We start from the raw sequence: 13091 nt of genomic DNA on the forward strand, positions 1-13091 counted from the left end.
CCCGTGTAAGGCAGGCGTCTCAGCCCGCGGGAAACCAGTTGGAATTCGTTCCGGAAGCTGCCCTGTGGCCCCAGTTGGACGCTGGCGGTTACCGGTGGGTACAAGAACAGGGCAACGCACTGGTGCTGGTGCAGTACCAGCACCCAAAGCATGGGCTGTATGAGAAACGATACTCGGCTGCGGTCAGCCGCGAGGAAGTGGCAGCCTGGCTGCGGCGCCACGGAGCTGGCGACGTGTCTGCAGATAGGCTGGTTGCCGCAGCATCGCCCGGTTATGACAAACCTTTTGGCCAGAGCCTGGAAGGCCGGAGCTCATCGCTGGAAAGCCGTGTTTTTCCACTCAGTGCCGCGCTACTGGGGTTTTTCGTCTTGGTTTATGGCGTTGCAATTATTCGTGCCGGCGTTGGGTCAGAAAACGCCAGAGAACGGGCTGAGCAGATGGAGCAGAGCATCAGTGGCATTGTTGCCCTGCGACAGAAAGCGGCCAGCTTGCAGTCTCAGACGGCTTTGCTCGCCGAATTCAATGCGCCCTCCCAAGTTGAAGTGGCAGCCGAGCTTGCCGAGTTGCTCGAGGTAGAGGGAGGAAGGCTTGTGCGTTGGGCCTATCGGGATGGCCGGCTGGAGTTGAGCTGGGAGCCGGAAGGCCCGTTGCCGGATTCAACGCGAGTCATTACCGCCCTCGAGGAAGCGGCCCGCTTCGGTGATGTTCAGGCGCAGGCCCGTGGCAACACGGTTATGGAAATAAGTACCCGGGTGGCGACGGCGAGGCGTGAGGAGCCGGTAAATGATTGATTCAATCCGCCGGGATATTCGCCAACAATGGCAGGAAAGCCCGTTGCTCAGGTTGGGTAGCTGGGCCATCGGCCTGATCCTGCTTATTTACGTTTTATTGTGGATGGATGACAGGTTGGCACTTGAGCAACTGGAATGGCGTCGTGCACAAGCCAATATAGCCGAACGGCAGGCCCTGGCACAGCAAGATTACTGGCCTGCGATGCTGGAAGCACTGGAAAATCAGAGGGAAGAAGCCCTCCAGAAGGCATGGAACCGACGCACAACGGGCCTGGCAAAAGCGGCCGTCCGTGAGTTTATCAATGGAAGTGTTTCTGATAGCCCGCTCGGCCTCCGAGTGCGAAGTGTTGAGCTTGCAGAACCTCAACTGCTTGTTGATGGCATTCACGAGATGCGGGGGCGCTTTACCGTCAGTACGGAAAACGGTGCTGCGCCGTGGGCCTGGGTTGCAGACATTGAGCGTGCTGAGCCGGCGCTGATTATCGATAGCATGGATATCAGGATTGGCCGGAAATCTGGAGTGGCGGTGATCGTCGAATTCAGAGTTTTGTTGAGTGGAATTCAAGAGGAGCAGCCAGGATGATTCGCAACCTGGCTGTTGCAACGGTAGCACTCGTGCTTGCCGGTTTTCTTGGCTGGTTTCTGGCGGAGACAGAGCCGGTTACCGGCGGGTTCACGGGCTCGGAAGCCCTCCCGTTACCGGCTGAAAAGCCCGGGAACAAGGAAGTTCCCATCGACTGGAGCCTGGAAACGCTGTATCAACGTGCTGCCTGGTCGGCCGTGGCGCCGGAGGAAGATGAAGCCGGGAGCGATGAAGATGAAGAAGTTGCGTTGCCTGAAGGCCTTGACCGCTTCCGCCTGCTCGGCATTCTCAGGGTTGCTGGTAGACAGGCAGAGGTACTATTGAAAGATCTGAACGCAGGTGACGAAAAGCCGGCTGTTTTCCGTGCCGCCCAAGGTGACAATCTGCAGGATTCCGGTGTGGTACTGGCCCGGATCGGCCAGCAGAAAATTTCTCTGGAGCAGGCTGGTGAAGTGCGAGAGCTTTTCCTGTTCCCCCGAAGCCCGACTAACGGACGTGACGAATGATGATGTTGTGCAAACGCCGCCCATATGCCCTGGCGGGCAGTCTGCTTATGGTTTCCCTGTTGTCTGGTTGTGCCGCGCTGTCGGAGACTGGTGGTGAGCAGAAAGAGTCGACGGGTTTTGATCCTGCAAAGCATTTCGAGGCTGTGCCTCTTCAGCGGGCCGATAAGCAACCCTCGCAGACGCCGCGAGACAGCGCTATAAAAGAAGACGCCGAGTCAGAATCTGGCTCTGCGACCGCACCGGATGTTTCCATGAAATCCGAATGGGGGCCGGCGGCCAGAACTGGCTCCGGCGCATCCAATGTTGGCTTCTCGTCAGAAGAGGGGCCTTCATTGACCGGAGATCCTATCAGCGTAAAGCTGAATGACTTGCCCCTGCCGGTGTTTATCAACGAGGTGTTCGGCGAAAAGCTCGGCCTCTCGTTTTCACTTGCGCCCTCACTGTCCGAGAAATCCGATCTGGTGACACTGCGTTTAACAGAGCCCCTTGAACCAGAAGCGCTGTTCCGGACAGCACGTTCTGTTTTGGCGGATTACGGAGTTGCCATGGAGCAGAGAGAGGGCGTGTGGACCTTCTCACCGGCGGAGAATGTGACCACCCAGGGCGTACCTCTGCTCGTCTCCGGTGAAACCCTGCCAGATGTTCCGGCAAGCCATCGCCCGGTATTCCAGGTTATTCCGCTGAAGGTTGTCAGTAACAATCAGGTACGGGGGTTGATTAACCCCCTGTTCAAAGGCAGCAAGCTGGAAATACAGGAAGATGCCCTGCGAAACGCCATCATCCTGAAAGGCGACAGAAAGGCAGTCGAAGAGGCGTCCCAGGCGGTCGCTTTCTTCGACAGGCCGTTGTTGCAGGGTCGTAACAGCCTCGTGCTTCGGCCGGTCTTCCGGGACGTATCAAGCCTTGCCTCCGCGCTGCAGGATATCCTGACCGCAGAGGGTTTTTCAGTGGGGCGTCCCGGCGGCACCGGCATAAGCATGACGATTTTGCCCCTTCCCGAACTGGGCGCTGTCGTGGTGTTAGGCCGTAGTCGTGAAATACTCTCCCATGCCCGTCAGTGGGCGGAAAAGCTGGATCAGGATTTCCAGAAAGAGATCGAATCCGGCATGTTCACTTACGAAGTCCAGAATACAAGTGCCGAAGAGCTTGCCTCTCTTCTGTCGCAACTCTATGGCGGCAACGCACTCGAGGGTAGCGAAAGAGAATCCACTCGTGGCGATTCGGGCGTTAATAATGGTAGTGGCAGTTCCGACATGGATCGCAGCTCATCTTCGTCCTCAAACAGTCGTTCCGGTGCATCGGGTAACTCGGCGACTGAGGTTGCCGGCGGCCGACTGGTGGTGGACAAAAACCGTAACGTCCTGATTTTCCGGGGCAGTGGTGCTGACTGGTTGAGGTTGCGCAACATTGCCGTTGAACTGGATAAGCAGGAGCCTTCTGTGCTGATGGAAGTCGTGCTGGCGGAAGTGACGCTTAATGATAATCAAGGTATGGGTGTGGAATGGTTTGCCCGCAACAGCATCGGCGACCTGTCCGGGACCCTGGAAACCCTGGGTGGTCTGGGTATTGGTGGCAGGGGCTTTAGTTATACCCTGAACAGTGCAGGCCAGACCCGGGCCGTGCTGAATGCCTTTTACGATTCGAACCAAGCGGTTATTCGCTCCTCTCCAAAAATCATGGTGAAAAGTGGTGAAACCGCCACCATCGAGGTGGGTAACGAGATTCCGGTTCTCACATCAACCCGCCAGAGTGATACCCAGAGCGATGGCGATACCGATGTGCTGCAACAGTTCCAGTACCGTAAAACCGGCGTGGATCTCACTGTAGAGCCTATTGTGCAGGCCAGTGGCCTGGTCGATATCCGCATTCGCCAGAGTCTTAGCGAAACCCAGGACACCAGTGGTGGCGACAGCTTCCTGCCTACAATCCTGAACAGGGCTGTGGAAACCTCACTGACATTGCGGGACGGTGGCTCTGTGGTTCTGGGTGGTCTGATTTCGAAAACCACCAGTCAGGGCGAACAGGGTGTGCCCTGGCTTGGCAAGTTGCCGCTTCTTGGCGCGCTGTTCCGCACGGATTCAGACAGCACTTCTACCACGGAGCTGATGGTGATGGTGGTGCCTTACGTCGTGCGCAGCGACGAAGAAGCCAGAAATGTTTCAGAGCTACTGAAAGAGCGAATCCGCACTTCCAGTGAAGCAACGTGGAACAGCCAGAAAATGTCTCAGTGACTTGGCCGGGGCTTTCGCATTTTCTGGAAAGCCCGGTTAAACGACAGCCCGGTTTCCTCCACCCAGTCCAGCTTGGCCTGTGCGCGAGTCAGCATGGCCCACTTCTGAATGGGGTGAGGCCATGCCAACGGCTTCAGAGTCAGACCCGCTTCATCTACTAGGCCTTTAAACGTATCCTCTGTGAACCTTACCAGCCCCGGATAAAGCCACCCGGTCTCTCCCGAATTTTCTGGTCCAGAAACCCATGTGGCAATAATTGCGCCGTCGTCGGCCAGATGTGGAGTGAGTTCACGTAGCCAATGCCTGACAAGATCCTCTCCGCAATGGCTGAAGATCGACTGTAGCAGCACGAAATCAAAGCGATCATCCTGGCCCAGCTCGGCGCAGTCCGTTCGGTAGGAGAACCGTGCTTTCTTGAGCTCAACCAGGTCTTGCCCCATCTCTTTAGCGATCCCTTCCTCCACTAGCCAGCGGTTCGGCTCGATACCCACATAGCTGGACGTTGCGAGGTAAGGAATGAGTAGTCTGCCGTTGCGCAAGGATCCACAGCCCACATCCAGAACTCGGTGGTGATCACGTAGCCCCAGCGTAGTGAGCAGGTTGAACACCGTAGCTGCAATAAGATCGTAGTTGGCAGGGTCGCCTACATAGGCGCGGTAGTGCGGATCTCCGGGTTTCATGCTCATGGAATGTCTTGTCCGTTACACAGTAAGTCGAGGGGCCAGAGTCTACCGGAGGGCAAAAAAAAAGGCACCCCGAAGGGTGCCTTTCTCACAACGTTTCTTCAGATCAAATTACTTGGTCTGGAAGAAGGCGTTGTTGTCACGGCTCACGGTCAGGCCTTGGATGTAGATGCCGTCTTCACGACGCTCTACCAGTCGCTCACCAGTGAAGCTGGTGGTAACGGAAGTACCTGAGCCGTCAGAGTCACGGTCAGTTGCGCTGTAACCTTCAACTGCGTCACCGCCGAACTCACCACGCACTACTACACGCAGCTTGTTCTTGCTGTCCGGGCCAGTCGCAGCAATGGCGAAGGCAGGATCAGCAGCCTGAGCGGCCGCGTAGATGTCGTCGATGTTGATCAGCTTGGTGCTCGCACGAGCGTCCAGAGAGTTGCTAGCTACACCATTGATATCGCCGAGGTCGAACGAAACCTGGTCGCCATCATCGTTGATAACGGTAACGGTTACGTCACCAGCAGTGCCGCTCGGGTTAGTGATACGAGCCAGTTGCTGGAACGCGCCGTTCGGAGTCAGGGCGAAATCCAGACGGTCAGTAGAGCCGCTGAACTGCAGGTTGCCACAAGCTGTGGAAACAGTACCTACGTCGTAGGTGGCTGCGCCAGCTGTGTCAGTCACGCTCAGAGTGTAGTTAGACTGAACCATTTCATTTGTACCGTCAGCTGTAACAGCGAAGACGCCGTTGAGCTCGGCGGCCGGGTCTGCAGTTGCAGTCCAGGTAGCAGAACCGTTTGCAGGAGCCGCGTCAGCAGCAACCGTGTTCAGGGTGAAGCCTGCAGCGGTTTCGAAAGCTTCAGTGCTGCCTTCGACTACAACTTCTGCACCAGCACCGAAGTAGTTCGCCGGAATGGTCACCGCAGTACCACCTTCAGTGAACACGTTCAGTGCGGACAGGTTCAGGTTGGAAACGTTGGTTGTATTGGTGCCGTCAACAAATTGAGTCGGATCAACGACGTCGATCTGTGACGGGTTGGCTGAAGTACAGGTCAGGTCGTAGCCTGGGCCCCAGGTAATCCACTGGCCGGACTTGGAAACCAGTAGGTTGGTTTCGTTAACCGCATCAACCGCTGTCTCGTAAAGGTCGTAAGAGATAGAGCGGGTGTTCTGGTCAGTCGCTTCAATCTCGTCGCCATCCTGCGGCTGGAAAGCAAATCTGTCATCCTGAAGTACGTCCGCACCGCCTGTGGGCGCGGCAACTTCCACGATTACAAAGGAATCGCCAGCTTGGCCGCCTTGAGAGATTGAGTAAGTTGCAGCTGCGGCTGAGTCATCACCAAAATCATCTGGTACCAATGCAGCGGCCAGCGGTTGGTCGAAACCAAGGCGAACGTACTTGGAAGTGCCCTGACCAATGGTGAAGCCAAAGTCAACTTCTACGGCTGCTGCGGTTGCGGAGTCGCCGCCGCCGTTTGTGCCGGCTGCAGTCACGTTAAGATCTACGCCTGAGCCTACGGCGATCTCTTCAGCAAAAACAAGCGGGTTCTGGCCGTTAGGCTGGTCGAGGTCCACAGCTGCGTGTGCAACCCCAGATGTTCCCAGTGCCGCAGCGATCGCTGAGCTCAAAAGGATTTTTTTATACATAAGAAACGTTCCTATTAGTTTCTAAAGTTTAATTACCTTGTCGACAAGGTTCTTTAAAACTCCGGAACCCGGCACACTCGGTTTTCCTGCCGCATGCGCCGGAATTCACGAATTTGATGGTAGGTAGAGCGCAGAGGGTTGTCAACTAGAAAACGCATCACGAAACAAATTTTCAGCGGGATTTCGGGAAGTTACAAAAGTATACAGAGCGAAGGTCAACAGTACGCCGAAATGATTACGAATTGATCAGGTTGCAGCTTGATTTATGGGCTGCCTGTAATATGACAGCTTGCTGTTAGTCACTCCCGGCAAAAATGAGGTAGCATTTGCCCGCCCCCGGCCCGGAGGCCCCTCCCGGCTGCCCGCACATGAAATCGTTTCCTGGAGGCCTGTTTTGGAAAAGGATAGGTTGGATATCGCCCCACCTGTGATCGTTCTTGGCATGCACCGAAGTGGCACAAGCTGCCTCACGGGCTCTCTTCAGCAGGCCGGGCTTGTTCTGGGTGATGTTCACACTGCAAACCCATTTAATAAGAAAGGAAATCGCGAGCACCCTCAGTTGATGGCACTGCATGAGCGGTTGCTGGAGGCGAACGGTGGAAGCTGGCACTGTCCGCCGGAAAGGGTTGAGTGGTCCGAGGATCTTCGAAAAGAAAGGGAGGATTTCTGTGCCCAGTTCGAGGGCGTCCGACGCTGGGGATTCAAAGACCCTCGGGCGTTGCTGGCCCTTGATGGCTGGTTGCAACGGTTTCCCGGTGCAAAATTGGTGGGCACCATTCGTCACCCAATGTCGGTGGCGCACTCGCTTCACCGAAGGGACCCTAACCTGCATTCTATTGAGGAGTATATGGGGCTCTGGGCGGCCTATAATCGCCAGTTGCTGGAGGCGTGGAGGCAATACAGCTTCTCGATCGTTGATTTTGATGAGCCTGATGATCGTTATGTGGCGTCCCTTGGTCGGGTTCTCAGGAAGCTCGGCCTGAAAGAGGGGCTGGCAAGCCGAGTACGTCGCGAGGGGCTTCTGAAAGGTCTCGCCTCCCGGGTCTCGCAGGAACGGTCGCCGTTTTTTGATCCGGCACTTCGCACCCATCGGCAGGAGGGAGTTGAAGGCCTGCCGGCACATATTGCAGAGCTCTATCTGGAGCTCAAGCAAATAGCCGCACATTGGTAAACCTGGACTGGTCCTGATTCATGATTCGGAATCTATTTTCCCGCTCGCGTCCTGCTGAATCCAGGCGCCCACGTCTCTCCTTTATTGTGATTGCCTATAACATGCAGCGGGAGGCGCTCAGAACTGTTGAATCCCTTTCCCGCCGCTACCAGCAGGGTAGTGAGGAAGTGGACTACGAATTGGTGGTGGTCGATAACGCCTCGCCAGAGCCTCTGAACCTTGAGCCGGTTGGCGATATTGGTGTTCCTCTGGTTCTGGTTCGCCGGAATCAGGCCCGGGTGTCGCCCGCAGATGCCATCAATATCGGCGTCGCGCGCTCCAGCGGGGACTATGTGGCGGTAATGATTGATGGCGCCCGCATGCTCAGCCCCGGCGTTGTGAGAGGCACAGCAGATGCCATTCGCCTGGCATCGCAGCCGGTGGTTGCTGTTCTGGGGTTGCACCTTGGGCCTGCCCATCAACGGGTGACCGTTGAGCAGGGGTACAGCAAAAAAGTAGAAGATCAGTTGCTGGACTCGATTCACTGGCCTGCACACGGTTACAAGCTATTTGAAATTGCCGCCTGGGGTGGTTCCTGCGCGGCCGGTTGGCTGGGCATTGCGGCAGAGAGCAATTGCATCTGCGTGTCGCGCCGCCTCTACGATGCGCTGGGCGGTTATGATGAAGGGTTCGAGATGCCCGGCGGTGGTCTGGTGAACCTGGACTTCTACAAGCGGGCGGTTGAGCACCCGGACTCCTCTCTTATCTACTTGGCCGGTGAAGGGTGTTTTCATCAGTTGCACGGCGGGGTAACCACCGGCAAGCGCCAGCAGGGCCACTCTTTTGAAGAGCTGAACGAAGAGTACCGACAGTTGAGGGGTGAGGGATTTACCCCGCCCACCAAGCAGCCTTTGCTGTTTGGAAAGCTCAATCCCATGCATGCCCCAGCGCTGCTGAACGCTTGCGAAAAGGTTCTGCAGACTCACCCTTTAACGACAGTGCAGGAAAAATGTGCTCCCTTTCTTGCTGGCAGCGTCGGAAGCGATCACCCGAATCCGGATTTGGGAGGTGCTTCCAGTGAATAGGGCGGTAAACTGGTTTGATATTGTCTGGCTACGCGCGGCAGCCGAACTGCACCGGGACGTTACCCGCACTTATCTGGGTATTCTGTGGTGGGTGATTGAGCCCCTGCTGTACATGACGGCGTTTTACCTCATTTTTGCCATGGGCATTCGTGGCGGTGAAGACGGCGAGGGTTTCGTGGGCTTTTTGCTGGCAGGGCTGGTGATCTGGAAGTGGTTTTCAACCACGGTGATCCAGGGCGCCGGTGCATTGCTGTCTAACCGGGGGCTTATTCAGCAGGTGTACCTGCCCAAGGTGCTCTTGCCATTGATTCCTGTAATGGCCAATACCCTCAAGTTCGGCTTGGTGCTGGTTTTGCTGCTCGGTTACGTGTGGGTTTTTCAGCGTCCGCCCGGTTGGGACTGGCTGGCGCTGTTTCCGGTGCTGGCGGCGGCGCTGTTGCTGGTGGCCGGTTGTACGCTGTTTTCTGCGGCACTGGTACCCTTTGCCGAAGATCTCCGGATGCTGATTAATAACGGCATGCTGCTGATGATGTTTCTCTCCGGTGTGTTTTTCGATGTGGCGGACTTTCCCGAGGCGGTCCGGGATTGGTTTTATCTGAACCCCCTGGTCGGTCTGTTGGAGGGGGTGAGACAGGTCTTGCTTGCCTCGGGGCTGCCGGATTGGGAGGGGGTGGCTTATGCTGCAGGCTTCGGCGGCGTTCTTTGCGCGTTGGCAGTGACTTTTCTGGTTCGGTTTGATCGGGTTTACCCGAAACGGGTGGCGTAATGGCTGATCATAAGGATTGCCTGCTTCAGGTCTCCTCGGCCGGCGTTGCCTATCCGTCAGGGGGCGTTTTTTCACGACACAAGCACTGGGCCCTCGAGGATGTCAGCTTTGATCTTCACGATGGTGAGGTCGTGGGGGTGATTGGACGCAATGGCGCTGGCAAGAGCACGCTGCTGAAGCTGCTGGCGGGTATTATCGGTCCTGATCGCGGCACCGTCTGGCATAAACCCGGTGTTCGCACCTCCCTGCTGGCGTTGCAGGTGGGTTTTTTGCCGGAACTCACGGGTGAGGAAAACGCCGTCCTCAGTTGTGTCCTGCTGGGTATGACCCGTAAAACAGCGAAGGCTCGGCTGGATGCCATTGCCGAATTTGCGGAAATTGGCGAAGCGATGGGTGAGCCGCTCTCAACCTATTCCTCCGGCATGCGCGCGCGCCTGGGCTTTGGTGTGGCCTTGGCCGCCTCTCCGGATGTTCTGCTGATTGATGAGGTGCTTGGGGTGGGGGATGCGCCTTTCCGCAAAAAGTCCTCGGCTATGCTGCGTGAGCGAATTGCCTCAGGGCAGTCCGCCATAGTTGTCTCTCATAGCATGAATACCCTGAGGGATTTGTGCAGCAAGCTGGTGGTGATTGATAAAGGTCGCAGTGTTCTTTGTGGCCCCATCGACGAGGTTCTGCCCCAGTACGAGGCGATGGTGGCTAATGGCTGATCTGGCGTGCAGGCGGCTGGCGGTATCGCTGGTTGTTCATCATTGGTGTGAAACCGAGCTTTACCCGGCAGTAGAAACCCTGGTTAAGAGCCTGCTGGCTGCAAGGGACCAGGGCGCGCTGGGTGAGGCGGCGTTGTTTGTTGTCTATAACGGTGAGGCGCCGCTGGACTTCGGCAGCCGCTCTCGGGAGCTGGCGGGCTTTTTTCCGTTTCGGGTTGAAGTTCTGCCGGCCCAGGCGAATCGTGGTTATGGCAAAGCAAACAATCTTCTGCTGGAGAGCATTGCTCTGCAGGCTTTTGATGCCGCGCTGGTGATGAATCCGGATGTGGAGGTGGCAGAACAGGCTTTGCCGCGCATGCTGTGGCGGCTCTCCGGTGACCCGTCCTGCGGGTTGGTAGTGCCCCGGTTGCTGAACCCGGAAAGCGGCCGGGATGTGTATGGCTGCAAGCGGTACCCCTCGGTGGCGGTGCTCGCGGTGCGCCAGTTCCGGCTGTTGCAGCGGGTACCTGTCTTGCTGCGCCTCAATGCCCGTTACGAATACCGGGACAGGCGCCCGGAGTGGGAGCATCGGGGTGTGGAATTGTGCAGTGGGTGTTTCATGCTGGCCCGGATGCGTTTCTGGCAGGACCTGGGCGGCTTCGATACCCGGTATTTCATGTATTTTGAAGATTTTGACCTGTCTGTGCGCGCCGCCGCCCGAGGCTGGGTGCAGGTATACGAGCCCGGCGCGGTTGTGCGCCATTCCGGGGGCGGCGCGGCACGCAAGCCATTGAAACACCGCCTGTGGTTTGTGCGCTCGGCGTTCCGCTTCTTTATGCGCCACGGCTGGCGGTTCTGGCGAGTGGGTAAGGCGCCGCGCTGACAGGTTACATTTTTGCAACCGCAGGCCCGGAGCGGTTCTGTGAAAAGGCTCGCCTTATCTGTGATAATGCGCGGTTTTCAAACTGGCTCCCGAGGGCTATTGCGGATGATTCTGGTAACAGGTGGTTGCGGATTTATTGGTTCTAACTTTATCCGCCTGTGGCTCGCCGAAAAAGACGAGCCCCTGGTAAATCTTGATGCGCTTACATACGCCGGCAACGCCGAAAATCTCGCCGATATTCAGGATAACCCCGCTTACCATTTTGAAAAGGTGGATCTGAGAGACAGCAAGGCGGTGCGCGCGGTGGTGGATTTTTACCGGCCCCGTGCGGTTTTGCATTTTGCGGCGGAAAGCCACGTAGATCGCTCCATCAAGGAACCGGAAGCCTTTCTGCAAACCAACGTGATGGGCACATTCAATCTTTTGGACAGTGCCCTGAATGCTTGGCGTGAGCAGGGCGAACCGGAGGAATTCCGGTTTCTGCATGTGTCCACCGATGAGGTGTACGGATCGCTGTCCATGACAGACCCGGCTTTCACCGAACAACATCCGTACCAGCCAAACAGCCCCTATTCGGCTTCGAAAGCCGCTTCGGACCACCTGGTTCGGGCCTGGCACCATACCTACGGGCTGCCGGTGCTTACGTCAAATTGCTCCAACAACTACGGCCCGTATCAGTTTCCGGAAAAGCTGATTCCGTTGATGATCGAACGCGCGTTGGCGGGCGAGACGCTGCCGGTGTATGGCGATGGCAGTAATGTGCGGGACTGGCTGTACGTAGAGGACCACTGCAAGGCCCTGATGGTGGTGCTGGAGAAAGGTGTTCCGGGCGAAACCTATAACATTGGTGGCCGGGCGGAGCGCTCCAATCTGGATGTGGTGGAGAGCCTGACGAACATGCTCCAGATTCTTAAGCCCAGGCAGGGTGGCTATCGCGAGCTGATCGAATGTGTGCCGGATCGGCCTGGCCATGACCGCCGTTATGCCATCGATACCCGGTTTATTTCCGAGCAGCTGGGCTGGTATCCGGACGTCGGTTTCGGCGATGGTCTGCTTAAAACCGTTGAATGGTACCTGGCCAACCGGCAATGGGTGGACAATGTGAAATCCGGCGAGTACATGAAGTGGGTGGATGGCCACTACGCGGCCGGCAGTTCGGTCAGTGATCCATCTGAAAATCCATAAGGAAGGCGGACAGATAATGCGTATTCTGGTAACAGGAAGTGACGGACAGATCGGCCATGAACTCCTGAAAACTCTGGCGCCACTGGGTGAGGTTGTTGGCATAACGCGCGCCGATGGAGATCTGGCGTCCCCGGAGGTTGTGGACTCCCTGCTGGAGCGCTTTCGCCCGGGTGTTGTGGTTAACCCGGCTGCCTACACCGCAGTGGATCAGGCCGAAGGCGAAGAGACTGTCGCCCGGGGGCTGAATGCCGGGTTGCCGGAAAAACTCGCCCGGTGGGCTGAGGCCAACGGAGCGCTGCTGGTGCATTATTCTACGGATTATGTCTACGCCGGTAATGGCGAAGCGCCCATGCCAGAGAGCGAGCCAACGGCGCCGTTGTCGGTTTACGGTAAAACCAAACTGGCGGGTGATGAGGCGATTTTGGCCCATTCACCCTCCGCGGTTATTCTGCGCACGTCCTGGGTTTACGGGGCTCGCGGGCGCAACTTCATGCTGACCATGTTGAAGCTGGCCGCTGAGCGGAATGAGCTCAAGGTGGTGGCCGATCAGTGGGGCGCGCCAACGCCAGCCTGGCTGATTGCCCAGGTTACCGCATTGGTTATCCGGGCCCGGCTCTTGGGCAATGACGCGATACGCGGCGTGTATCATCTTACCTGTCGGAAAGCGACGAGCTGGTGTGGTCTTGCCCGTGAAATCATCCGCTTGGCCGGTGAGCGGGGGGCACCATTGAAGATGGGCGAGCAACGGGTATTCCCGATTCCAACCAGTGAATACCCGGCGCCGGCGCCCCGGCCGAAAAACTCCCGGCTTGATGTCAGCAGGATTGAGCAGGCGCTGGCAATTCAGTTGCCAGACTGGAAAGCCGCACTGGGCGTGACGCTGGGCGATTGGCACAAGGACTGA

The 13091-nt window shown here is 57.2% G+C and carries 13 protein-coding genes; 11 read left to right on the forward strand and 2 right to left on the reverse strand.

Translation table 11 applies throughout. The annotated features are described in order from the left end of the window. The first annotated feature begins 38 nt into the window (after positions 1–38). The 4 genes from C8D92_RS01395 to C8D92_RS01410 are packed head-to-tail and all read left to right on the forward strand — an operon-like array spanning position 39 to position 4111. Entirely contained in the window at positions 39–791 is a 753-nt protein-coding gene (locus tag C8D92_RS01395; protein ID WP_165819214.1) for a hypothetical protein, read from the forward strand. Then, entirely contained in the window at positions 784–1374 is a 591-nt protein-coding gene (locus tag C8D92_RS01400) for a hypothetical protein (RefSeq protein ID WP_116918219.1), read from the forward strand. Before C8D92_RS01395 ends, C8D92_RS01400 begins: the two co-directional genes overlap by 8 nt. Then, on the forward strand, positions 1371–1880 hold the full coding sequence (locus C8D92_RS01405) for a hypothetical protein (protein WP_116918220.1): 510 nt from the start codon (positions 1371–1373) through the stop codon (positions 1878–1880). Before C8D92_RS01400 ends, C8D92_RS01405 begins: the two co-directional genes overlap by 4 nt. Beyond that, positions 1877–4111: a secretin N-terminal domain-containing protein gene (locus C8D92_RS01410; protein WP_116918221.1), complete on the forward strand. Its 2235-nt coding sequence runs from the start codon at positions 1877–1879 to the stop codon at positions 4109–4111. The genes C8D92_RS01405 and C8D92_RS01410 overlap by 4 nt, the downstream gene beginning before the upstream one ends. On the opposite strand, the gene C8D92_RS01415 is transcribed toward C8D92_RS01410, so the two are convergent. Both C8D92_RS01415 and C8D92_RS01420 read right to left on the reverse strand, forming a co-directional pair. Then, positions 4105–4797, reverse strand: a complete 693-nt coding sequence (locus tag C8D92_RS01415; protein ID WP_095611917.1) for an SAM-dependent methyltransferase — start codon at positions 4795–4797, stop codon at positions 4105–4107. The genes C8D92_RS01410 and C8D92_RS01415 overlap by 7 nt on opposite strands. 108 nt (positions 4798–4905) lie before the next feature. Then, positions 4906–6432, reverse strand: a complete 1527-nt coding sequence (locus C8D92_RS01420; RefSeq protein WP_116918222.1) for a hypothetical protein — start codon at positions 6430–6432, stop codon at positions 4906–4908. A gap of 394 nt (positions 6433–6826) precedes the next feature. Here C8D92_RS01420 and C8D92_RS01425 point away from each other — a divergent pair, with 394 nt between their 5' ends. From C8D92_RS01425 to rfbD, 7 genes are all read left to right on the forward strand, one after another. Then, positions 6827–7603: a sulfotransferase gene (locus C8D92_RS01425; RefSeq protein ID WP_116918223.1), complete on the forward strand. Its 777-nt coding sequence runs from the start codon at positions 6827–6829 to the stop codon at positions 7601–7603. 20 nt (positions 7604–7623) lie between these two features. Then, positions 7624–8667: a glycosyltransferase family 2 protein gene (locus C8D92_RS01430; protein ID WP_095611914.1), complete on the forward strand. Its 1044-nt coding sequence runs from the start codon at positions 7624–7626 to the stop codon at positions 8665–8667. After that, positions 8606–9433: an ABC transporter permease gene (locus tag C8D92_RS01435; protein WP_158222396.1), complete on the forward strand. Its 828-nt coding sequence runs from the start codon at positions 8606–8608 to the stop codon at positions 9431–9433. Before C8D92_RS01430 ends, C8D92_RS01435 begins: the two co-directional genes overlap by 62 nt. Further along, positions 9433–10140 (forward strand): ABC transporter ATP-binding protein, encoded by a 708-nt coding sequence (locus tag C8D92_RS01440; RefSeq protein ID WP_095611912.1) that lies wholly within the window; start codon positions 9433–9435, stop codon positions 10138–10140. Before C8D92_RS01435 ends, C8D92_RS01440 begins: the two co-directional genes overlap by 1 nt. Further along, positions 10133–11002: a glycosyltransferase gene (locus C8D92_RS01445; RefSeq protein ID WP_116918224.1), complete on the forward strand. Its 870-nt coding sequence runs from the start codon at positions 10133–10135 to the stop codon at positions 11000–11002. Before C8D92_RS01440 ends, C8D92_RS01445 begins: the two co-directional genes overlap by 8 nt. 105 nt (positions 11003–11107) lie before the next feature. Continuing rightward, positions 11108–12187, forward strand: a complete 1080-nt coding sequence (gene rfbB, locus C8D92_RS01450; RefSeq protein WP_116918225.1) for a dTDP-glucose 4,6-dehydratase — start codon at positions 11108–11110, stop codon at positions 12185–12187. Positions 12188–12200: 13 nt separating this feature from the next. Further along, a complete protein-coding gene (gene rfbD, locus C8D92_RS01455) occupies positions 12201–13091 on the forward strand; it encodes a dTDP-4-dehydrorhamnose reductase (RefSeq protein WP_243402327.1) in 891 nt (296 codons plus the stop codon).

It is taken from the genome of Tamilnaduibacter salinus (genome assembly GCF_003096655.1).
Taxonomy (GTDB): Bacteria; Pseudomonadota; Gammaproteobacteria; order Pseudomonadales; family Oleiphilaceae; genus Tamilnaduibacter; species Tamilnaduibacter salinus.

What these genes read in the sequence shown, in the direction of transcription:
- C8D92_RS01400 (WP_116918219.1), top strand. Translation starts at nt 784, where the DNA reads ATGATTGATTCAATCCGCCGGGATATTCGCCAACAATGGCAGGAAAGC.
- C8D92_RS01405 (WP_116918220.1), top strand. Translation starts at nt 1,371, where the DNA reads ATGATTCGCAACCTGGCTGTTGCAACGGTAGCACTCGTGCTTGCCGGT.
- C8D92_RS01410 (WP_116918221.1), top strand. Translation starts at nt 1,877, where the DNA reads ATGATGATGTTGTGCAAACGCCGCCCATATGCCCTGGCGGGCAGTCTG.
- C8D92_RS01415 (WP_095611917.1), bottom strand. Translation starts at nt 4,797, where the DNA reads ATGAGCATGAAACCCGGAGATCCGCACTACCGCGCCTATGTAGGCGAC.
- C8D92_RS01420 (WP_116918222.1), bottom strand. Translation starts at nt 6,432, where the DNA reads ATGTATAAAAAAATCCTTTTGAGCTCAGCGATCGCTGCGGCACTGGGA.
- C8D92_RS01430 (WP_095611914.1), top strand. Translation starts at nt 7,624, where the DNA reads ATGATTCGGAATCTATTTTCCCGCTCGCGTCCTGCTGAATCCAGGCGC.
- C8D92_RS01440 (WP_095611912.1), top strand. Translation starts at nt 9,433, where the DNA reads ATGGCTGATCATAAGGATTGCCTGCTTCAGGTCTCCTCGGCCGGCGTT.
- C8D92_RS01445 (WP_116918224.1), top strand. Translation starts at nt 10,133, where the DNA reads ATGGCTGATCTGGCGTGCAGGCGGCTGGCGGTATCGCTGGTTGTTCAT.
- rfbB (WP_116918225.1), top strand. Translation starts at nt 11,108, where the DNA reads ATGATTCTGGTAACAGGTGGTTGCGGATTTATTGGTTCTAACTTTATC.